Annotated in this window: 15 protein-coding genes and 1 riboswitch; of the genes, 7 read left to right on the top strand and 8 right to left on the bottom strand. The window is 71.5% G+C overall.

Annotated features, from left to right (window positions below; all coding sequences use genetic code 11):
- Positions 1-219 precede the first annotated feature (219 nt).
- The gene (locus FHS42_RS23645) at positions 220-879 is read left to right on the top strand and encodes a TetR/AcrR family transcriptional regulator (RefSeq protein WP_376772681.1); all 660 of its coding nucleotides are present in this window, start codon (positions 220-222) and stop codon (positions 877-879) included.
- A gap of 129 nt (positions 880-1,008) precedes the next feature.
- On the opposite strand, the gene ptsP is transcribed toward FHS42_RS23645, so the two are convergent.
- From ptsP to FHS42_RS23660, 3 genes are all read right to left on the bottom strand, one after another.
- Positions 1,009-2,679 (bottom strand): phosphoenolpyruvate--protein phosphotransferase, encoded by a 1,671-nt coding sequence (ptsP, locus tag FHS42_RS23650; protein WP_184575319.1) that lies wholly within the window; start codon positions 2,677-2,679, stop codon positions 1,009-1,011.
- A 131-nt stretch (positions 2,680-2,810) separates the two neighbouring features.
- A complete protein-coding gene (locus tag FHS42_RS23655; protein WP_184575149.1) occupies positions 2,811-3,260 on the bottom strand; it encodes a PTS sugar transporter subunit IIA in 450 nt (149 codons plus the stop codon).
- Between the two features lie 115 nt (positions 3,261-3,375).
- The gene (locus tag FHS42_RS23660; RefSeq protein WP_184575151.1) at positions 3,376-4,446 is read right to left on the bottom strand and encodes an SIS domain-containing protein; all 1,071 of its coding nucleotides are present in this window, start codon (positions 4,444-4,446) and stop codon (positions 3,376-3,378) included.
- A gap of 454 nt (positions 4,447-4,900) precedes the next feature.
- Here FHS42_RS23660 and FHS42_RS23665 point away from each other — a divergent pair, with 454 nt between their 5' ends.
- The gene (locus FHS42_RS23665) at positions 4,901-5,110 is read left to right on the top strand and encodes a hypothetical protein (protein ID WP_184575153.1); all 210 of its coding nucleotides are present in this window, start codon (positions 4,901-4,903) and stop codon (positions 5,108-5,110) included.
- 132 nt (positions 5,111-5,242) lie between these two features.
- Here FHS42_RS23665 and FHS42_RS23670 read toward each other — a convergent pair whose 3' ends face one another.
- From FHS42_RS23670 to FHS42_RS23685, 4 genes are all read right to left on the bottom strand, one after another.
- Positions 5,243-6,451, bottom strand: a complete 1,209-nt coding sequence (locus FHS42_RS23670; RefSeq protein ID WP_184575155.1) for a macrolide family glycosyltransferase — start codon at positions 6,449-6,451, stop codon at positions 5,243-5,245.
- A 935-nt stretch (positions 6,452-7,386) separates the two neighbouring features.
- Entirely contained in the window at positions 7,387-7,803 is a 417-nt protein-coding gene (locus tag FHS42_RS23675) for an NUDIX hydrolase (RefSeq protein ID WP_184575157.1), read from the bottom strand.
- A complete protein-coding gene (gene cobN, locus FHS42_RS23680; RefSeq protein WP_184575158.1) occupies positions 7,796-11,443 on the bottom strand; it encodes a cobaltochelatase subunit CobN in 3,648 nt (1,215 codons plus the stop codon). The genes FHS42_RS23675 and cobN overlap by 8 nt, the downstream gene beginning before the upstream one ends.
- Positions 11,444-11,497: 54 nt before the next feature.
- Positions 11,498-11,571: riboswitch (cobalamin riboswitch) on the bottom strand.
- Positions 11,572-11,665: 94 nt separating this feature from the next.
- The gene (locus FHS42_RS23685) at positions 11,666-11,842 is read right to left on the bottom strand and encodes a hypothetical protein (protein WP_184575160.1); all 177 of its coding nucleotides are present in this window, start codon (positions 11,840-11,842) and stop codon (positions 11,666-11,668) included.
- Here FHS42_RS23685 and FHS42_RS23690 point away from each other — a divergent pair.
- The 3 genes from FHS42_RS23690 (at position 11,841) to FHS42_RS23700 (ending at position 15,920) form a co-directional block, all read left to right on the top strand.
- A complete protein-coding gene (locus tag FHS42_RS23690) occupies positions 11,841-13,556 on the top strand; it encodes a ferredoxin-like domain-containing protein (protein ID WP_246495292.1) in 1,716 nt (571 codons plus the stop codon). The two genes, FHS42_RS23685 and FHS42_RS23690, sit on opposite strands and share 2 nt — an antisense overlap.
- A 127-nt stretch (positions 13,557-13,683) precedes the next feature.
- On the top strand, positions 13,684-14,310 hold the full coding sequence (locus FHS42_RS23695) for a precorrin-8X methylmutase (RefSeq protein WP_184575321.1): 627 nt from the start codon (positions 13,684-13,686) through the stop codon (positions 14,308-14,310).
- Entirely contained in the window at positions 14,307-15,920 is a 1,614-nt protein-coding gene (locus FHS42_RS23700) for a precorrin-2 C(20)-methyltransferase (RefSeq protein WP_184575164.1), read from the top strand. Before FHS42_RS23695 ends, FHS42_RS23700 begins: the two co-directional genes overlap by 4 nt.
- A gap of 72 nt (positions 15,921-15,992) precedes the next feature.
- Here the strand turns inward: FHS42_RS23700 and FHS42_RS23705 are convergent, their stop codons facing one another.
- Positions 15,993-16,760 carry a cobalt-precorrin-6A reductase gene (locus tag FHS42_RS23705; RefSeq protein WP_184575166.1) on the bottom strand — a complete coding sequence of 256 codons (768 nt, stop codon included), beginning with the start codon at positions 16,758-16,760 and terminating at the stop codon, positions 15,993-15,995.
- A gap of 383 nt (positions 16,761-17,143) precedes the next feature.
- On the opposite strand from FHS42_RS23705, the gene FHS42_RS23710 reads away from it, so the two are divergent.
- Positions 17,144-18,415: a cobalt-precorrin-5B (C(1))-methyltransferase gene (locus FHS42_RS23710; RefSeq protein ID WP_184575168.1), complete on the top strand. Its 1,272-nt coding sequence runs from the start codon at positions 17,144-17,146 to the stop codon at positions 18,413-18,415.
- A 171-nt stretch (positions 18,416-18,586) separates the two neighbouring features.
- Positions 18,587-19,960 (top strand): serine hydrolase domain-containing protein, encoded by a 1,374-nt coding sequence (locus FHS42_RS23715; RefSeq protein WP_184575170.1) that lies wholly within the window; start codon positions 18,587-18,589, stop codon positions 19,958-19,960.
- Positions 19,961-19,990 lie beyond the last annotated feature (30 nt).

Genomic DNA, 19,990 nt, shown 5'->3' on the forward strand with positions numbered 1-19,990 from the left:
ACCCGGGTCCCGACCGCGTGGAATCGCCCCGACGAGAATTAACGTACACGTATAATAAAAGTATCCTCAAGCCTTCCCCGCATGACCTGGGCGGGCGGGGCGCAGGCAAGGAGAGTTGGGGCGGACCGATGAGGGCGAGACGATGAGGGCAGAGCGCTGACCGGCAACGGCACGGCTAGACCAAGGCGAGGGCGGCCACCGCGGCTGTCACGGGAGCAGATCGTCGAGGCGGCGTACGCGATCATCCTCAAGGAGGGCGCGGAACAGCTCACCATGCGACGGCTGGCCATCGCGCTCGACAGCACGGCGATGGCCGTCTACCACCATGTGCGGGACAAGGACGAACTGCTGACCCTGGTTCTGGAACACGTCGCGCGAAACCTGCCGCGACCTGCGTTGCCACACGAACCCCGGGAACGGCTCATGGCGGCGTGCACGCTGATGCACCAGGCGTTCACGGACAACCCGTGGGTGGTGCCCATCGTCGCGCGCGGCGACCTGGTGGGCGTGTCGGCAATCTGGATGACCGAGGAAATCGTGGCCGCACTCGTCAGCCTCGGGCTGAGCGATGAGCGCGCGTTTTGGACGCACCAGACGATCTGGTACTTCACGGCGGGTCAGGTCATGTCCACCGTGCCCCGGCCCGATCTGAACCTCGGGGCGGGGGCCCACGAGCCGAGCCGCGAGCAGCCACCGCACTCCATCGAAGTGGCCACGGCCGATCGGGACGCGGCCACGTTCCCGCACCTGTCCAAGTTGGCGGGCCGATCACGGCAGTTGGAAGCGGCGTACACCTACCGGATGGGAGTGGAGCACGTACTCGACGGAGCGTTGGCCCAGCGCGGCTACGGCACGCAGCCGGCTTCGCGCGAGCGGTAGCGGGGGCGCACATGACGGCGCGCCGGCCGGGCCGCGGGAGAGCGGTCCGGCCGGCGCGCGAAGGCCGTGCTGGAGAAGCCGTGTTACGCGGCCCGCGCAAGCAGGGCCACCGCAAAGGTGACTGGGCCGTCAGGCAACGCCCAGGGCGTTCCTCGCGGCCTGGCGCGCGTCCTGCGGGGTGTCGGTGGCCAAGGCCGCGCGGGCGGCTGCCTGGCACTCCCCCAGCGTGTGCTGGGCCAGCGTGGCCCGTACGCGCGCGATGGCGGTGGAGCTCATGGACAGGCTGGTCACGCCCAAGCCGGTCAGAACACAGGCCAACAGCGGGTCTGCGGCGGCTTCCCCGCACACCCCGCAGCTCTTGTCCGCTAGCTGCGCCGCCTGCGCCGCGGCGTGCACCAGGTCGAGCAGCGCGGGCTGCCACGGGTCCTGAAGCCGGGCCAGGGAGCCGGTCTGTCGATCTGCCGCGAAGGTGTACTGCGCCAGGTCGTTGGTCCCCAGCGACAGGAAGTCCACCTCGCGCAACAGCGCGCTCGCTCGCAGGGCGGCCGAGGGGATCTCCACCATGGCGCCCACCTTGGCGGTCAACCCGGCCGCGCGGCATGCGGCGGCGAAGGCCGCCGCGTCCGCCCGGTCGGCGACCATCGGCGCCATCACCTCAAGCTGCGCCGACAGCCCGTTCGCGGCTCGCGCCAGCGCCTCAAGTTGCCCGGCCAGCACGTCGGGGTGCTCCAAAAGAGTACGCAGGCCCCGCACGCCAAGGGCCGGGTTCGGCTCCTCGGCCGGGGTCAGGAAGTCCAACGGCTTGTCCGCGCCCGCGTCCAGCGCCCGTACCACCACTCGCGAGCCGGGGAAGGCTTCCAGGACCTGCCGGTACGCCTCCTCCTGCACCGCTACCGATGGCGCCTGGCGATGGTCGTCCAGGAACAGGAACTCGGTCCTAAAGAGCCCCACCCCCTCCGCGCCGGCTGCCACAGCGGCGGCCACGTCCCCGACGCCGCCGATGTTGGCCAGCAACGGCACCGCGTGCCCGTCGCTCGTGGCGCCCGGTCCGCTGATCGCCGTCACCGCGGCCCGGCGCTGCTCGGCCCGTGCCACCAACTCGGCACGGCGCTGCGCACTCGGCTCGACCACCACCTGTCCATCGGCGCCATCAAGGGCCACCAGCGTGCCCTCGGCCAGTTCCCCGGCGCCGGGCACCGCCACCACGGCGGGGACCCCGAGCGCCCGCGCGAGGATCGCGCTGTGGCTCGTGGGCCCGCCCTCCTGGGTCACAAACCCCAGCACGAGCGCCGGGTCGAGCAGCGCCGTGTCGGCCGGCGCCAAATCGCGTGCGACCAGCACATACGGATGGTCGCTGTCGGGCACTCCCGGCATCGGTACGCCCAGCAGTCGTGCGACCAGCCGGTTGCGTACATCGTCCAGGTCCGCGACCCGGCCCGCCAGATACTCACCCGCGCCAAGGAGCAGCACCCGATACGAGGCGAACGCGTCGTACACCGCGCGCTCGGCCGTGCCGCCATCGGCGATTCGCCGCTCCACATCGGTGGCCAGGTCCGGGTCCCGTGCCATCAGCGCCTGCGCTTCGAGTACGGCCTGCGCCTCACCGCCCGCCAGGTTGCCCCGGGCCACCAGATCGGCGGCCACCCACTCCACTGCCTGCCGTGCGCGCGCCTGTTCCCGCTCCACCTCATCGGCCGCGACACTGCGCACTGGCGGCTCCAGTACGGCAGTTCCCATGTGCCGCACCTCGCCCACCGCCACTCCGTCGCTCACCCCGACGCCACGCAGCACCGTCTCCATCACACCCATCTCCCGTTCCACCCGACGAAACCCGCGCATCCGCGTCCGCGTATGTGGCGCGGACACGCCGACGCGGGGCGGTTGCCCCGCCCCGCACCTCAATCGGGTGGCCACGGCCACCCGCTCTTGCTCTACTGCCAGCGGAAGAGAACGCCGTCCGGGGCGATCTCCCCCTCCTCCACGACCTCGCTGAGCGCATCGGCGGTGGCCTCAAGGGCAACCACCGGGCACACCGGCGACTTCCCGGCGCGCTCCACCTCGGCGGGATTCCAGCGCACCACCGGGTCGCCAAGTTCTACGGTGTCGCCCTTGCTGACCAGCAGTTCGAAGCCCTCGCCGGCCAGCTGGACGGTGTCGATGCCCAGGTGCGTGAGCACCCCGTGGCCCTCCCCATCGACGACCACGAACGCATGCGGGTGCAACGAGACGATGACGCCGCCCACGGGAGCGACGGCCACGCCCTCCTCGCGTACCGGGTCGATGGCGGTGCCGGGGCCGACCATCGCACCGGAGAACACCGGGTCAGGAACAGCGGCGAGACCGATGGCACGCCCGGCCAGCGGGGACATCACGAGGGACATGGAAAGCCTTTCAACAGCGAGGGTAGGAAGTGCCGGGCACGGCGACGGCCCGAGCACGCGGCGGCCGACGAGCGCTGTCGCTGCCCGTCGGCACACCACGGCGATATGACATGGCTCAGTGGGTTTCGGTGACCTTGGCCAGGGCACGGGGCGCGTCCGGGTCTTGCCCCCGGGCGATGGTCACCTCGTACGCCAGCATCTGTAGCGGCAGGATCTCCAGGATCGGCTGGACCTCCTCCGCCACGTTCTCGGTGGGCAGCGCGAATCCGGCCGACGCCTTCGCCGCCTCCGCCTGCGTACCGATGACGACCAGGTCGGCGCCGCGGCCCCGCAGTCGCTCAAGGACCGGCTGGAGCGCCTCGCCGCCGCGTCCGTCCGTCACGATGGCGATGACCGGCGACACGTTGTCCACCATGGCCAGCGGGCCGTGCAGCAGATCGGCGCCGGAGTAGGACAGAGCGGGGATGTAGCTGGTCTCCATCAGCTTGAGCGCGGCTTCCTTGGCCGTTGGGTACCCATAGCCGCGCGAGGTGAGCACCATGCGCTCGGCGAAGCGGTAGCGCCCCGCCAGGATGCGCACCTCCTCCTGCCGGGCCAGGATCTGCTGCGCCAGGTCCGGCAGCACCTTGGCCGCCGCGCCGTCGCCTCCGGCGAGCCCCTCCACGAACAGGTAGAGGGTCAGCAGTTCGGCGGTGTACGTCTTCGTCGCGGGCAGCGCCTTCTCCTCGCCCGCCAGCACGTCGATGTGGTACTCGGAGACCTCCGCCAGCGGCGATCCGGCGTTGTTGGTGACCGCGAGGGTGATCGCCCCCGCCTCGCGGGCCGCCCGGGCCGAGGCCACCAGATCGGGCGAGCCACCGGACTGGCTGACGGTGATCATCAGCACGTCGCGCAGGTCGGGCTTGGCCCCGTACGCCGTGGTCGTGGACATCGAGGTGAGCCCGCACGGCAGGCCGAGCTGCACCTCAAGGAGGTACTTCGCGTACAGGGCGGCGTTGTCCGAGGTCCCGCGCGCGGTCAGCAGGACGAAGCGGGGGTGGCGGGCCGCGATGGCCGCGGCCACCTCCTGGATGCGCGGCGCGCCCTCACGCAGAATGCGACGCAGTACCTCGGGCTGCTCGGCCATCTCACCGGCCATGATCCGGCCCGGCTGATCGTTGTGCTGAGCCGCAGTCGTCGCCGACATGTAGGTGCCTCCCAACGGGCGCTGTGGAGCGCGGACAGTGATCTCCCGCGCGTCTTATTTGTACCCCGTACCGCTCCAGAGGTCTAGTCCACTCCCCCGCGCGTCGCCGCGGCAATCTGGTGGCCCTTCCACAGCCGTCATTACGGCCGCACGAACGGACGCCGATCAAGCCATCGATGTCCCGTTCGAGCGTCCGCCGATGTGGGTGAGGCAGGAGCCCCCATCGTGACCGGCGTACGCCGGTCGCCGTTGGTCTGGTGTGACAACGACGCGGCGCGCCACCTCGCCCCACCGCCGACGCCCCCTGGGCCCATCCACTGAGGCGCAGACGCAGTACACCACCCATGAGGAAACGGTTCGCCGTCGGCCGCTGCCCCCACCGGCGCCGATGGCACATTCCATGCCGAGGGCACAGCCACAGCCACAGCCACAGCCGATGCCGATGCCCGGGCCCGTGGCTCAGCCGATGCCCGCGCCGATGCTGGTGAGCCAGCCCGTACGCGTGGACTTTCCGCCCGGGCCACCGCGGCCCCAACCGCCCGTGATGCCGATCTACTCGGAGTTGGCGGAGCACTGGCTCGCAGCGGGCAGGACGGTACCGGGCGTGTACGACCAGGAGTGGATCGAACTGGTCCACCGCCCCGCATGGCCCACCCTGGACTAGCGGCCCGCCGCAGCCGCGTGGCGAGCCGCGGGGCACATGGCGAGCCGGGGCCACGCCCCAAGCCCGCCGCGGCCCGCCGCCATCACCACGCCGCGATGGCGCGGAAGGAGGTGGAAGGGTGCCGGGCGCAGGTCAGCCCCGCGAGAGCTCCGCTTCGATGAGGTCGGCTGCGCGCCGAGCACCGCCCTCCGCCCGAGCCTGGTCGCGCAGCGAGACGAGACGGCGGGCGACCTCCTGGTCCGCGGTGAGCTCCAGCAGAGCCGCGCGCAGCGCATCGGCCGTGGCGTCCTCGGTGTCGATGCGGCGGGCCACCCCCAGCTCGACCAGGCGGTCGGCGTTGCCGAACTGATCGGCGCCCTGCGGCACGGCGATCATGGGGACGCCGCTGTGCAGCCCCTCGCTACAGCCGCCCATCCCGGCGTGCGTGACGAACGCGTCGGCCTGCCGCAAGATCGCCACCTGCGGCACCCACGCGTGTACCTCGATATTGTCTGGAATCTGCCCCAACTCGGCCGGATCGGTGTACTTGCCGATTTGTAGCACCACATGCCAGCCGGGGAGGTCACCGAAGGCCACCAAACACCGGCGGTAGAACTCCACCTGCCGGGTGTAGGCCGAGCCCAGCGAGATCAGCAGCACGTTCTCGGCGTCGGCTGGACGCGTCCAGGTGCCCTGGTTCGCACGGCCGTCTGAGCCGTCTGGGCCGTCCGGACCGTCCAAACACGGCCCGACGAAGCTCACGATCCGCGGGTCAACCGTGTCGGCGTGCGGCTGCATAGCCCGCGGAATCATGGCCACCGCCCGCCGCGGCCGGCCCCCGAAGCTCTCGGCGTCCGTCGTCGTGGCACCGCACTCCGCCAGCCACGCCGTGAACCTCTCGAAGTACGCGTCGGCGCCCGGAAGTTGCCTGAGCTGGGCTCCCACCTCCTCCTCGAAGGAGGCCCAGGCCACGTAGCTGGGAGACAGTTGCACGGCGGGGGCGCCCTGCGCCTCGGCGAGCGCGCGAGCGGCGTAGCCGCCGATGTCGTACAGGTAGACGTCCGCCGGGTCGTCCGCGTAAACGACGCGTAGTTGCGGAAGCATCTGGATGGCGTCGTCGAGGAACAGGCTCATGGCGGCGATCGGGTCGTGCGGCCAGTCGTTGTCGCTCACCGGCAACGTCGAGCGGTAGGGGACTAGTTGGGCGCCGGTCGGGATGATCAGGTCGGCTACGGCCTTGTCGTTGGCGTAGGTGACCCGGTGGCCACGGGTGACCAACTCCCGGATGATCTCCAGGCTGGGCAGGGTGTGGCTGACGGCGGGGATGCCGATCATGGCGATATGGGCACGCTGGCGTGACATGGGTGTTCTCCCGGTGCAGTCCTACGGGTGGTGGATACGACAAGCCGGCACCCGGGGTGCGGCGCGACGGCAGAGCCGGTCACACTGCGCACTCGCCTGGGCGCGGGCGGGACAGGCGCTGCGCCCGCCGCCGTATCAGCCGTAGATCTGTGGGTTATGCATGCGAGAAACGTACCCCGGCCTGGCCGGCCCGGGTCAACACGTTTTTCGTGTGAAGGGAAGGTGTCGCCTCCGGACCGCGGCGGGCGTCCTACGACATGCAATGTGACCCACCGCGCAGGTGCCGAGAGCCGGCGGGCGAGCGGGACGGCCCAAGGCCCAAGGGGCCCTACAGGACAGCGAGGCGGAGGCCCCTCCCTCGCTGCGAGAGGCTGCCGCCTCGGTGCGCGTGGGGTGGCGAGGGACCTGTTCCGCCTCACCCGGAGTCAGGCATCAACTCCGGCACGGTCGAACAGCTTGACGATAAGGACCCACAGAGCTTTCGCTCCGATGGCCACTGCCAATCGCCCAGCCGCCTTACGAAGCCAGTCAGAGCGTTCGTGACCGGATTGCGTAGCGACCATTTCGCCACCTCATCTCATGAGTTGGAATCCGCGCGAGTGCGGAACTCTCCCCCCACTGAGCTGACGCGCACGCGCGGATCTCGACCCTTGCCTTGCGGCCAGATGAGTGCTGGTCATATTACGGCAGGAACAGTGGTTCTTGGTTTCCCCAGCGCAGTGTCGAGCGGACCAAAGCTCAGGTATCCGCCGATGTGTGGGCACGCGGCCGGGGGCCAATGGGGCGCGGTGGACAGACATCGGGCGGGGCGCGACCTTTCGGCCGCGCCCCGCCCGATGCGGGTCTATCTCGGTGCTGTTCCCGTCCTCACCGCGCCCTCCGCGGCCTTGTTGCACCTCCCGCACCGCGGGACCGCGACCGTGGGCGCGTACTGGCTAGCGCGTCACCAGTCCATCAGCAGCCAGGCGCGTCAAAACCTGCCGCATCGCCGGTGCGCAGCGGGTGGCGTGCTCCGCACGGGCCCCGAACCAGCCAAGTTCGGCGATCTCCCGGCCCGGGCGCGCCTCGCCCGTGGCCGGGCCCGTGTAGCAGGTCATGCGCAGTGGGCGACCGCCTTGGGCATGTGCCTCGTCCTCGATGACACATGACTCGACCAGGGCGCCGGGGTCGGCCAACACGCCCAGTTCCTCGGCCAGTTCGCGAGCCAGGGCCTGCGGCCCGCTCTCGCCCGGTTCGAGCTTGCCGCCGGGCAAATAGAACAGATCGCGCCCCTTGGTGCGTACGGCGAGCAGTCGGCCGTCGCGTACGCACAGCCAGGCCACCGACTCCAAGGTGGCGAGCCGCTCAGTCATCGCCCCCCTTGCCTGCCGCTCCGTCTTCGAGGTTGCCCTCGGTCTCCAGGTACAGCTCACGCACCGCGGCCAGCGTCTCCGCGTCGGGCTCCGCCCACAGCCCGCGGCTCTCCGCCTCAAGGAGCCGCTCCGCCATGCCGTGCAGCGCCCAGGGGTTGGCCTCTTGGAGAAAGGCGCGGTTCTCCGGGTCGAGCAGATAGCTCTGCGCGAGCTTGTCGTACATCCAGTCGGCGACCACGCCCGTGGTGGCGTCGTAGCCGAAGAGGTAATCGACGGTCGCGGCGAGTTCGAAGGCCCCCTTGTACCCGTGGCGGCGCATCGCCTCGATCCAGCGGGGGTTGACGACGCGGGCCCGGAAGACCCGCGAGGTCTCCTCGTGCAGGGTGCGGGTGCGCACCGTCTCCGGGCGGGTGCTGTCACCGATGTACGCGGCAGGGGCGGTGCCCTTGAGCGCGCGCACGGTGGCCACCATGCCGCCGTGGTACTGGAAGTAGTCGTCGGAGTCGGCGATGTCGTGTTCACGGGTGTCGGTGTTCTTCGCCGCTACCGCGATCCGCTTGTAGGCGGTTTCCATCTCGGCGCGCGCCGGGCGGCCTTCGAGGCCGCGGCCGTAGGCGTAGCCGCCCCAGACGGTGTAGACCTCGGCGAGGTCGGCGTCGGTGCGCCAGTCGCGGCTGTCGATGAGTTGGAGCAGGCCCGCGCCGTAGGTGCCGGGCCGGGAGCCGAAGATGCGGGTGGTGGCGCGGCGTTCGTCGCCGTGCTCGGCGAGGTCGGCTTGGGTGTGGGCGCGTACGTAGTTGTCGGCGGCGGGCTCATCGAGCGAGGCTGCGAGCCGTACCGCGTCGTCCAGCAGGCCGATGACGTGCGGGAACGCATCGCGGAAGAAACCGGAGATGCGGAGCGTCACATCGATGCGCGGGCGGCCGAGTTGGTCGAGCGCGATGGGTTCGAGTCCGGTGACGCGGCGGGATGCCTCGTCCCACACCGGGCGGATACCGAGCAGCGCCATGGCCTCGGCGATGTCGTCGCCCGCGGTGCGCATCGCGCTGGTACCCCACAGGGACAGCCCCACGGACTGCGGCCACGTGCCGTCGTTGTCGGTGCGGTAGCGCTCCAGGAGGGAGTCCGCGAGCGCCTGGCCGGTCTCCCAGGCGAGCCGGCTGGGCACCGCCTTGGGGTCAACGGAGTAGAAGTTACGCCCGGTGGGGAGCACGTTGACCAGGCCGCGCAGTGGCGATCCCGAGGGTCCTGCGGGCACGAAGCCGCCGTTCAGCGCGTGCACGGCGTGGTCGATCTCGTCGGTGGTACGGGCCAGCCGGGGCACCACCTCGCGGGCCGCGAAGTCCAAGATGGCGACAACGCCCTTGCGCAGCTGCGCCGGGAGCGTCTCGCACACCGTTTCGGTGGCGGCGGGGTCCCAGGCCGCGTCTTCCATGGCCTGCACCAGCGTGCGGGCCTGTTCTTCGGCCTCGTCGGCGCCGGTCCTGGTGGCGGCCGACTCATCGAGGCCGAGTGCCTCGCGCAACCCGGGCAGCGCGGTGGTGCCGCCCCAGATCTGGCGGGCCCGCAAGATGGCCAGGACCAGGTTGACCCGGGCGGGCCCGGTGGGGGCGCCGCCGAGCACATGGAGCCCGTCGCGGATCTGGGCGTCCTTGACCTCGCACAGCCAGCCGTCAACGTGCAGCAGGAAGTCGTCGAACCCGTCGTCGTCTGGCCGGTCAGCGAGACCGAGGTCGTGGTCGAGCTTGGCGGCCTGGATGAGGGTCCAGATCTGGGCCCGGATGGCGGGCAGCTTGGCCGGGTCCATGGCGGCGATGGAGGCGTACTCGTCCAGGAGTTGTTCCAGGCGGGCGATGTCACCGTACGACTCGGCGCGGGCCATCGGCGGCACCAGGTGGTCCACGAGGGTCGCGTGCACCCGGCGCTTGGCCTGGGTGCCCTCGCCGGGGTCGTTGACCAAGAACGGGTAGATCAGCGGCAGGTCGCCGAGCGCGGCGTCCGGGCCGCAGGCGGCGGACAGGCCAGCGTTCTTGCCCGGCAGCCACTCCAGGTTGCCGTGCTTGCCCAGGTGCACCATGGCATCGGCGCCGAACCCGCCCTCCTCCTGGGAGGCGGCGATCCAGCGGTAGGCGGCCAGATAGTGGTGCGAGGGCGGCAGGTCGGGGTCGTGGTAGATGGCGATGGGGTTCTCGCCGAAGCCGCGCGGCGGCTGGATGAGCACGAGGAGGTTGCCGCGTTGCAGGGCGGCCAGCACGATCTCGCCCTCCGGGTCACGGCTGGTGTCCACGAACATCCGCCCGGGCGGCGGGCCCCAGTGCTCTTCGACGGAGTCCCGCAACTGCTGCGGTAGACCCGCATACCAGCGGCGGTAGTCGGCGGCGGCGATGCGCACCGGGTTGCGTGCGAGCTGTTCCTCGGTGAGCCATTCCTGGTCGTGGCCGCCCGCCTCGATCAGCGCGTAGATCAGTTCGTCACCCTTGCCGGAGGCGAGCCCGGGCAGGGCGTCCTCGCCTTCCTCCGGGCCGAGATCCCAGCCCTCCGCGCGCAGCCTACGCAGCAGCACGACGGCGCTGGCGGGGGTGTCGAGGCCCACGGCGTTGCCGATCCTGGAGTGCTTGGTCGGGTACGCGGAGAGCACCAGGGCCAGGCGTTTGTCGGCGGCCGGGATGTGGCGCAGCCGGGCGTGCCGTACGGCGATGCCTGCGACGCGCGCCGCACGCTCGGGGTCGGCGGCGTACACCGGCAGCCCGTCCTCGTCCACCTCCTTGAAGGAGAACGGGACCGTGATAAGCCGGCCGTCGAACTCGGGCACCGCGACCTGCGTCGCGGCATCCAGGGGGGACAGGCCCTCGTCGCTGGCCTCCCAGGCGGCCCGGGTGCCGGTGAGGCACAGCGCCTGGAGGATGGGCACGTCGAGTCCGGCCAGCGCGCCCGCGTCCCAGGATTCGTCGTCGCCGCCGGCGGATGCTTCGGCGGGCTTGGTGCCGCCCGCGGCGAGGACGGTGGTCACCACGGCGTCCACCGGGGCGAGCGCCTCGATCAGGTCCGGCTCGGGGGCCCGCAGCGAGGCGACGAACAGCGGCAGCGCCCGGCCGCCCGCGTCCTCCACTGCCGTGCACATCGTTTCTACGAACGCGGTGTTGCCGCTCATGTGGTGGGCCCGGTAGTAGAGCACCGCGATCAGTGGTCCGCTGGCGTCCGGGCGTGCGGTGCGCTCCAGCTCGCCCCAGGTCGGCGCGGCGTGCGGCGGATCGAAGCCATGGCCGGTGAGCAGCACGGTGTCGGAAAGGAAGCGGGCGAGCTGGCCGAGGTTGGCGGGTCCGCCCTGGGCGAGGTAGGCGTGTGCCTCGGCGGCGATGCCGATGGGGACGGTGGACGCCTCCATCAGCTGGGCGTCCGGTGCCTGTTCGCCGGTGAGCACGACGACCGGGCGGTCGCCGGCGAGCAGCAGGTCAAGCCCCTCCTGCCAGGCGCGTAGGCCGCCGAGGAGCCGCACGACGACGAGTTCGACGCCGTCGAGCAGGGCAGGCAGGTCGTCCAGGTTGAGCCGGGCCGGATTCGCGAGCCGGTAGGGCACTGGGCCCTCGGCCGCACGAGCGCTGAGCAGGTCGGTGTCAGACGTAGACAGCAAAAGGATCATGCGGCAGCAGCCTTCCTCGGGGTCCGCGCCCCGGGCGGGTGGAGAGGACGGCAGGAGTTCCTGGCTCGCACGGCATCGCTGCCGGGCTCACAGTGGCGGGACCGCACCGGGTTCGCACCGGCTTCCTCCCCTGGCGCCGTCGCTGGCGTCAGCGGGCCGGGAGGCCCGCCGGGGAGCATAGTAACGACCCGATTGGCGCGGCGTCGCCGGCTCCCTCGCCGGTCACACGGCGTTCGCCGACAGGTAGTCGCGGTGCGGGGGTGGCACCTGATACCGGGCCAGGGCGGCACCGCGCGGGCGCCGGTTGCCGGGCACGGCTCTGACGCCCGGCTGTGGTGAGCGGGCTGACCTGGTACGGGACACATCAGCGGGGTGGATCGTCGGTATGCTCGCCGCCATGCCCCTCACCCCGACAACCGCCCCAACTGGGGAGGAACCGCGCAGCCGCACGGGCGATGACGCCTGTCCCGGCGCCCTGCGGCTACACCGGGCCGACGATGGTTTTCTGACCCGCGTCCGGCTCCCCGGTGGGCTGCTGACCGCCGCGCAGGCGGCGGTACTCGGCTCGGTGGCACAGGAGTTGGGCGATGGGGCGCTCGATGTGACCTCGCGGGGAAACGTCCAGCTCCGCGGGCTCAACTCCTCGTGCGGCGGCGAACTGGCCGACCGGCTGCGGTCGGCCGGCTTGCTGCCGTCCGATACGCATGAACGAGTCCGTAATGTCGCCGCTTCGCCGCTGGCGGGGCTCGATGGCGCAGGTCATGCCGATGCCGCAGGCTGGGCGCGGGAACTGGACGGGCTGCTGTGCGCGGCGCCCGCAGCGGCGGGTCTTTCGGGGCGCTTCCTGTTCGCCGTCGATGACGGCCGGGGCGACGTGGCGGCATTGGACGCGGATGTGACATTGATCGCAGAGCCGGATGGTCAGGCGCTGCTGCGGGTGGCCACTGAGCGCGTACCGCAGCACGCACCACGGCAGGCTGCGCCCGGCCCGGCGACTGGCGCTGCGCTGCCCGCTGTGCCCGCTGTGCCGGAGGCCGGCCGGATGCCCGTGCGGGGGCCCGTCGTGTTGCGCGTACGGGCGAAAGACGGGCCGCGCGCCGCGTTGGTCGCCGCGCTCGACTTCCTCATGGCCGTACGGGAGAGCATGACCGCAGCGGACAGCGGTGCGACGGCATGGCGGATGTGGGAGCTGCCAAAGGAACACGCGGTAACGGAACGGCGGTTGTGCGCTGCGCTGGCTCGCGCCCACATCGATGCCAAGCCGCTGTCCGCCACCGATGCCGCCACCACACCGGTAGCCGAACCGCTCCGTGACCCGGTCCCGGGGCTGGTGTTCGCGCCGGGCGGGGAGCGTGCCGCGCTCAGTGTGGCCGCGCCGCTGGGCCGTTTGTCCGTTGTGCAGTGGCGGCTGCTGACGGCTGCTGCTCGTACGGGCCGGTCCGAGCTGCGGGTGACGCCCTGGCGCGGCGTACTCGTCCCAGGGCTCGCCGTGACGGAGGCCCGGCGCGCACTACGCGAGTTGGCCGAGGCGGGCCTCATCACCGACGCCGCCTCTCCCTGGTACGGAGCCGGGGCGTGCACGGGCCGCCCGGGCTGCGCCAAGTCACTGGCCGACGTACGAGCCGACGCGGCCAGCGTGCTGGCAACATCCGGCGTACCAGCATCCGGCCTACCGGCACCTAGCCGGCCAATGCGCAACCGGCCAGCATCCGGCCTGCTCGGCGGTGCGCCGGAAGGCGACGCCGACCGTGCACCTGGTGCCCAACACCGCCCGCTACGGCTGCCGGTGTACTGGTCCGGCTGCGAACGGCGGTGCGGACATCCGCGCGGCCACTGGGTGGACGTGTTGGCGGGCCCGGACGGCTATCGCGTAGCAGTGGCGGGTACGGAGCCTACGGCGCTGCCGCACCAGCCAGCGGATGTATCCACCCAACCGACCCAACCGACACAGCCGACGCAGCCAGCACAAACAGCCCAACCAGCACAAGCGGCACAAGTGGTGCAGCCACCACCGCACGACCAGGCGGCACCGACCGAGGCAACGGAGTTGGCACCACGGACCCGGCTGGTGGAACTGGCGGACGTCGTGTCGGCGGCGAGGTCCGTGCCGTAACCGGGGCGCCGCACCCGGCGAGGAAACCAAACAGTCAACGGCCACCCCAGCACGCACGGGGCCGGATCGGGCGGGAACGCGCCGGCCCGGCTTGACCGAGGACAGACCAAGGGACATCGAGGACACAGTGTTCGACTACGAAAAGGACGGCGCGGCCATCTACCGCGCCTCCTTTGCCACCATCCGCGCCGAGGCCGCGCTGGACGCCCTGCCGCCCGACGTCAGCCAGGTCACGGTGCGGATGATCCACGCCTGCGGCATGACTGACCTCGTCAAGGACCTCGCGTACACGCCGAAGGTCGTGGCCGCCGCGCGCGCGGCGCTGCGCGCCGGTGCGCCCATCTTGTGTGACGCAAACATGGTCGCGAGCGGGGTGACCCGCAAGCGGCTGCCAGCGGACAACGACGTGCTGTGCACCCTGACCGACCCCGCCGTCCCCGCATTGGCCCGGCAGTTGGGCACCACGCGTAGCGCCGCCGCACTGGAGCTGTGGCGCGACCGGCTCGAAGGCTCGGTGGTGGCGATCGGCAATGCGCCCACCGCGCTGTTTCGGCTGCTGGAGATGATCGATGAGGGCGCGCCGCGCCCGGCGGCGGTCATCGGCGTACCGGTCGGCTTTATCGGCGCCGCCGAGTCAAAGGAGGCGCTGGCCAATCATCCGGCGGCGCTTGATCATCTAGTGGTGCGCGGACGGCGGGGCGGCAGTGCCATCGCCGCCGCCGCGATCAATGCGATAGCGAGCGAGGAAGAGTGAGCGAGCAGCAGGAGCCGGCGGCCGGCGCGATCGAGCGCGGCACGGGCAAGCTCTACGGCGTCGGGCTCGGCCCCGGCGACCCGTCCCTGATGACGCTGCGGGCCGTCGAGGTCATCGCCGGTGCCGATGTGGTCGCGTACCACAGCGCCCAGCACGGCCGGAGCATCGCGCGCTCCATCGCCGAGCGGCAGCTACGGCCGGACCACATCGAGGAACGGCTGGTCTACCCGATCACCACGGAGACCACCGATCACGCCGGCGGCTACCGGGGCGCGATGGAGGACTTCTACACGGAGGCCGCCGCTCGGTTGGCGGCGCATCTGGACGCGGGTCGCACGGTGGCGGTGCTCGCCGAGGGCGATCCACTCTTCTACGGCTCGTACATGCACATGCACAAGCGGCTCGCGCACCGTTACGAGACGGAGGTCATCCCCGGCGTCACCTCGGTGAGCGCCGCGGCGGCCCGCATCGGGAGCCCGCTGGTGGAGGCCGAGGAGGTGCTGACGATCCTGCCGGGCACGCTGTCCGAGGAGGAGTTGACGGCTCGGCTGGCCTCCACCGACGCGGCGGCCGTGCTGAAGCTCGGCCGCACCTTCCCCACCGTGCGGCGCGCCCTGGAGCGGTCCGGGCGGTTGGCGGACGCGCGGTACGTGGAGCGGGCCACCATGAGCGCGGAGCGCACCGGTGCGCTGGCCGATGTGGACCCGGAGTCGGTGCCGTACTTCTCGATGGCCCTGCTGCCGAGCCGGATCGACGCCCGCCGACCGGACGCTGCCCCGGCCAACATGCCAGCCAACATGCCAGCCAACACGCCAGCCGACACCATCGGCGACCGCCCCGCGGGCGCCGGTTCGGCCGTACGCGGGGAGGTCGTGGTCGTGGGGCTCGGCCCGGCGGGGCCGATGTGGTTGACGCCGGAGGCGCGCGGCGAACTGGCGGCGGCCGACGACCTGGTCGGCTACACCACCTATCTGGACCGGGTACCGGTGCGGTCGGGCCAGCGGCGGCACGCGTCGGACAACAAGGTGGAGGCGGTACGGGCGGAGTTCGCGCTCGATCTGGCCCAGCGGGGGCGGCGAGTCGCGGTGGTCTCCTCCGGCGACCCCGGCGTGTTCGCGATGGCGACGGCCGTCCTGGAGGCCGCGTGCGAGGACCCGTACCGCGAGGTTCCGGTGCGGGTGCTGCCCGGCATGACGGCCGCACATGCGGCTGCCGCGCGGGTGGGCGCCCCGCTCGGGCACGACTACGCGGTGGTGTCACTGTCCGACCGGCTCAAGCCGTGGGAGGTCATCGCGGAGCGGCTGCGGTCGGCGGCGGCAGCCGATCTGGTCCTAGCGCTCTACAACCCCGGCTCGCGCAGTCGGAGCTGGCAGGTCGGCAAGGCCCGTGAGCTACTGCTCGAACACCGCGCACCCGACACCCCGGTGGTGCTCGGCCGCGATGTGGGCGGCCCCGAGGAGAGCGTACGGATCGTAGGGCTGGCCGACCTGGAGCCCGATCAGGTCGATATGCGCACCATTTTGCTGGTGGGTTCGTCCCAAACCCGGACGGTACGGCGGGGCGATGGCACCCAGGTGGTGTGGACGCCGCGCCGCTACCCCGAGGCGTGAGCCACGCCCCGGCGTTCCGGTGCGCGGGGCCGCCCTGCGCGTCGGGCACTCCGCAGCCGGCGCTGGGGCGGCTCAGCCGATGGCCGTACGCAGCCACTCCTCGACCTGCCCCACGTCCTCAGCCACCGGCACCCCATCGGGTACGGGCGGCCGGCGGACCACCACGACCGGCAGGCCGGCCTCGCGGGCGGCGGTCAGCTTGGCGGCGGTGGCCCGGCCACCGCTGTCCTTGGTGACCAGGACCTCGATCCGGTGGCGCCGCAGCAGCGCGGCTTCTGACTCCAGGCTGAAGGGGCCGCGGTCGAGTAGGACCTCCATGCGCGGCGGCATCGGCGGGGCGGGAGCATCCACCGAGCGGACGAGAAACCAGTGCTCGGTGAGCGGGGCAAAGGTCGCGAGCCCCAGCCGCCCGGTAGTGAGGAAGACTCGCTCGCCAAGGCCGGGCAGCGCATCGGCGGCCCCGGCCAGCGAGGCGACCGCATGCCAGCGGTCTTCCGGACCGGCGACCCAACTCGGTCGCCGCAGAGCGAGCAGGGGAACATGGGCGGTGGCCGCCGCCGATGCGGCGTTGAAACTGATCGTGCCGGCGAAAGGATGGGTGGCGTCAATGAGCGCGTCCACCTGCTGCTCACGCATCCAGCGGGCCAGTCCATCGGGTCCCCCGAACCCGCCGATGCGCACCTCGCCCACGGGCAGCCGGGGCTGGGCGACCCGACCCGCGAGCGAACTAGTGATGCGCGTCAGGAGCGGCCGATCGCTCGTGTTCGCCACGAGAGCCGCTGCCAACAGACGGGCCTCGGTGGTACCGCCGAGGATCAGCACATGGGGTGCCGCGGTCATCGTGATGCTCCCGGGTTCGACGGGTAGTGCGGGCGCCCGCTGGGCGGGCCCGAGGCGGATCGATATCCGCGGCACCCGGAGGCCGAGGACGATGGGCCACGCGCCGCACGCCGGCGACGAGCCCCTTCCCCGGACGCGCACGGGCGCGCGTGACCGCTCTCGCGTTACGGTACGCGCCGCCACCCGACGCCCGGCAGGCGGCCGGCGTGGGTCGGCGGCATCCGATGCCCAGGCATACGAGGTGGGAGTGTTCCTGGTGTACGGGACATACAGGGTCAGGACGTACACGATGCACGGGACGCCCGGGGCCCGCGAGGTGCGCGAGGTGCGCATGATTGAGCCCCGCGGGCCCGCGGCAGCCCGGCGAAGCGGCGGTGCGGCCCATGGCTGAGCAGGACGAGCAGCCCCGCCACGGACAGCCCGAACCATCCGAGCCTGCCGAGCAACCTGCACCGTCCACACCACCCGCGCCACCCGCGCCACCCGCGCCACCCGCACCGTCCGGGCCCGCCGAACCGGCTGGTCAGCCGGCGGCCAAGGGAGGACGGGCGGCGCAGCTACAGCACACCGGGCTGCGGTCGGGCTGGACAACGGGCGCGTGTGCCACGGCCGCGGTGACGGCCGCGTACACGGCGCTGCTCAGCGGCGACTTCCCCGACCCGGTGACGATCACGTTGCCGAAGGGGCAGCAGCCCGCGTTCGCGCTGGCGGTCGAGGAGTTGGGCACGGGCAGCGCGATGGCGGGCATCGTCAAGGACGCCGGGGACGACCCGGACGTCACGCACGGTGCGCTGGTGCGCGCGACGGTGCGGGAACTCCCCCGCGGCTCGGGCGTGGTGTTCCGGGCTGGGTCCGGCGTCGGCACCGTCACCCGCCCCGGGCTGCCGCTGCCGGTCGGTGACCCGGCGATCAACCCGGTGCCCCGACAAATGATGCGTGAGCACATCGCTTCGGTCGCGGAGCGACTTGGCGGGGGCGGCGACGTGGAGATCGAGGTGGCGGTTGACCACGGCGAGGAGATCGCCCGCAGCACGTGGAATCCTCGCCTTGGCATCCTGGGCGGTCTGTCCATCCTGGGGACGACGGGGATCGTCGTACCGTACTCGTGCTCCGCGTGGATCGACAGCATCCGGCGCGGGGTGGACGTCGCACGGGCGGCGGGGCGCCGGCACGTGGCCGGCTGTACGGGCTCCACATCGGAGAAGGTCGCCGTCGTCGAGCACGGTCTGCCCGATGACGCGCTCCTGGACATGGGTGACTTCGCGGGGGCGGTGCTCAAATACCTGCGTCGCCATCCGGTGGACCGACTCACCATCGCCGGCGGCTTCGCGAAGCTCTCCAAGCTCGCGGCGGGCCACTTGGACCTGCACTCCGCTCGCTCCCAGGTGAACAAGGACTTCCTCGCCGGCCTCGCCCGGCGCGGTGGCGCCGACGAGGTATTGGCCGCTGCGGTGGCAGGCGCCAACACGGGCCTTCAGACGGTGCAGTTGTGCGCGGCGCACAACGTACCGCTCGGTGACCTGGTAGCCGAGGCCGCGCGCGAGCAGGCGCTGGGGGTGCTGCGCGGGGCGCCGGTAGCGGTGGACGTGATCTGCATCGACCGCGCCGGGACGATCGTGGGCCGCGCTCGGCCCCGCGGTCCACGCGACGACTAGGCAGCGGCTAAGCAGCGACGAGGCAGCGCTGTCCGGTGCGTGGCACACCTTGTTGGTGGCCAACACCCGCATGCATCATGGCCGTACGGTCGATCTTGCTACGCCCCAGCTCGATGGGGTGTGACGGGGCTGCGCCGTGTTCGCCGGAAGAGCAACGAACAGGGGGATGCAATGAACTGGGACCGTGCCCGCTGGCAGGAGCGCCTCGACTCACTACGTGCTAGTCATCAGGTGCCGGGCGCGGCGCTGGCGGTGCTGGTGGACGGTGAGATCCACGAGTTGGCCAGTGGCGTGCTGCACCGCGGGACCGGCGTGCAGGTGACCCCGGACTCGGTGTTTCAGTCCGGTTCGATCGCCAAGGTGTACACGGCGACGCTCGTGATGCAGCTCGTGGACTCAGGTGAGTTGCGGCTGGAGAGCAGGGTCATCGACGTACTGCCGGGCTTTGCGGTCGCCGATGACGGCGTCACTCAGAGCATGACGATTGGGCAGTTACTCGGCCATACCAGCGGAATCAGCGGGGACTTCACCCACGACACCGGTCGCGGCGCCGACTGCCTCGCCCGTTACGTGCAGGCGTGCGTGACCGTGGGCCAGGACTGCCCGCCGGGGTCCGTCGTTTCCTATTGCAGTACCGGGTATGCGATTCTCGGCCGCATCGTGGAGGTGGTCACGGGTCAGACTTGGGACGACGCGTTGCGCGAGCGGTTGCTCACGCCACTTGGTCTTGAGCATTCGATGACCTTGCCGGAGGAGGCGCTGCGGTTCCAGGTGGCGATGAGCCATCTCGGCGAGCTGGGCAGCGACCCGGAGCCGGCGCCCGTGTGGGACATGTTGCCGCGCTCGGCCGGGCCGTACGGGCGCGTCCTCGTCACCGCCGCCGACGTCGTCCGCTTCGCACGGATGCATCTCGACGGCGGTACGGCGCCCGACGGGACGCGCGTGCTGTCCGCCGAGTCCGCGGCGACGATGCGGCGGCGCGTCGGCGACTGCCTGGACACCTGGTCGTTCATGGCGGCCGGATGGGGCCACGGGTGGGCGTTGTACGACTGGAACGGTGTCGCCGGGTATGGTCACGACGGCGCCGCACTCGGGCAGTTCTCGTACCTGCGTGTCGTGCCTGGCAGCGGCGTCGCCGCCGCGCTGCTGACCAATGGTGGCGGTGCGACCGGCTTCTTCGTGGACCTGTTTCAGGAGTTGCTCGGAGAGCTCGCCGGGGTACGGATGCCCGACGTCTTCGCTCCCGCCGCGCAACCGCAGCCGGTCGATGTCGCCGCGCTCGCGGGCACATATGAACGTGAGGGCATCCGCATGACGATCGACGAGCGAGACGGTGTGCCGCGGCTGCGGTTGCAGCTCACCGGCGGGATGGCCGATTACTCGCCGCCGATCGAGACCGACCTGGTGCCGGTGTCCGACACCGTGCTCGCCATGCCGGGCATCGGCCCCGTCAGCGCGCCGTGGCTGCCCCTGGTCTTCGGGACGCTTCCGAACGGCACACCGTACGTCTACTTCGGCATGCGGGCGACTCCGAGGGTCGCCTGAGAGCCGAGGTCGCCTGAGAGCCGAAGGTCG

The sequence above is a fragment of the Streptomyces zagrosensis genome (assembly GCF_014203645.1).
Lineage (GTDB): Bacteria > Actinomycetota > Actinomycetes > Streptomycetales > Streptomycetaceae > Streptomyces > Streptomyces zagrosensis.

Bases quoted from the DNA above. Each gene is read 5' to 3' on its own strand.
- FHS42_RS23710 (WP_184575168.1), top strand. From the start codon at position 17,144: ATGGCTGAGCAGGACGAGCAGCCCCGCCACGGACAGCCCGAACCATCC.
- FHS42_RS23660 (WP_184575151.1), bottom strand. From the start codon at position 4,446: ATGTCGGCGACGACTGCGGCTCAGCACAACGATCAGCCGGGCCGGATC.
- ptsP (WP_184575319.1), bottom strand. From the start codon at position 2,679: ATGGAGACGGTGCTGCGTGGCGTCGGGGTGAGCGACGGAGTGGCGGTG.
- FHS42_RS23705 (WP_184575166.1), bottom strand. From the start codon at position 16,760: ATGACCGCGGCACCCCATGTGCTGATCCTCGGCGGTACCACCGAGGCC.
- FHS42_RS23675 (WP_184575157.1), bottom strand. From the start codon at position 7,803: ATGACTGAGCGGCTCGCCACCTTGGAGTCGGTGGCCTGGCTGTGCGTA.
- FHS42_RS23655 (WP_184575149.1), bottom strand. From the start codon at position 3,260: ATGTCCCTCGTGATGTCCCCGCTGGCCGGGCGTGCCATCGGTCTCGCC.
- FHS42_RS23690 (WP_246495292.1), top strand. From the start codon at position 11,841: ATGCCCCTCACCCCGACAACCGCCCCAACTGGGGAGGAACCGCGCAGC.
- FHS42_RS23715 (WP_184575170.1), top strand. From the start codon at position 18,587: ATGAACTGGGACCGTGCCCGCTGGCAGGAGCGCCTCGACTCACTACGT.
- cobN (WP_184575158.1), bottom strand. From the start codon at position 11,443: ATGATCCTTTTGCTGTCTACGTCTGACACCGACCTGCTCAGCGCTCGT.
- FHS42_RS23685 (WP_184575160.1), bottom strand. From the start codon at position 11,842: ATGGCGGCGAGCATACCGACGATCCACCCCGCTGATGTGTCCCGTACC.
- FHS42_RS23670 (WP_184575155.1), bottom strand. From the start codon at position 6,451: ATGTCACGCCAGCGTGCCCATATCGCCATGATCGGCATCCCCGCCGTC.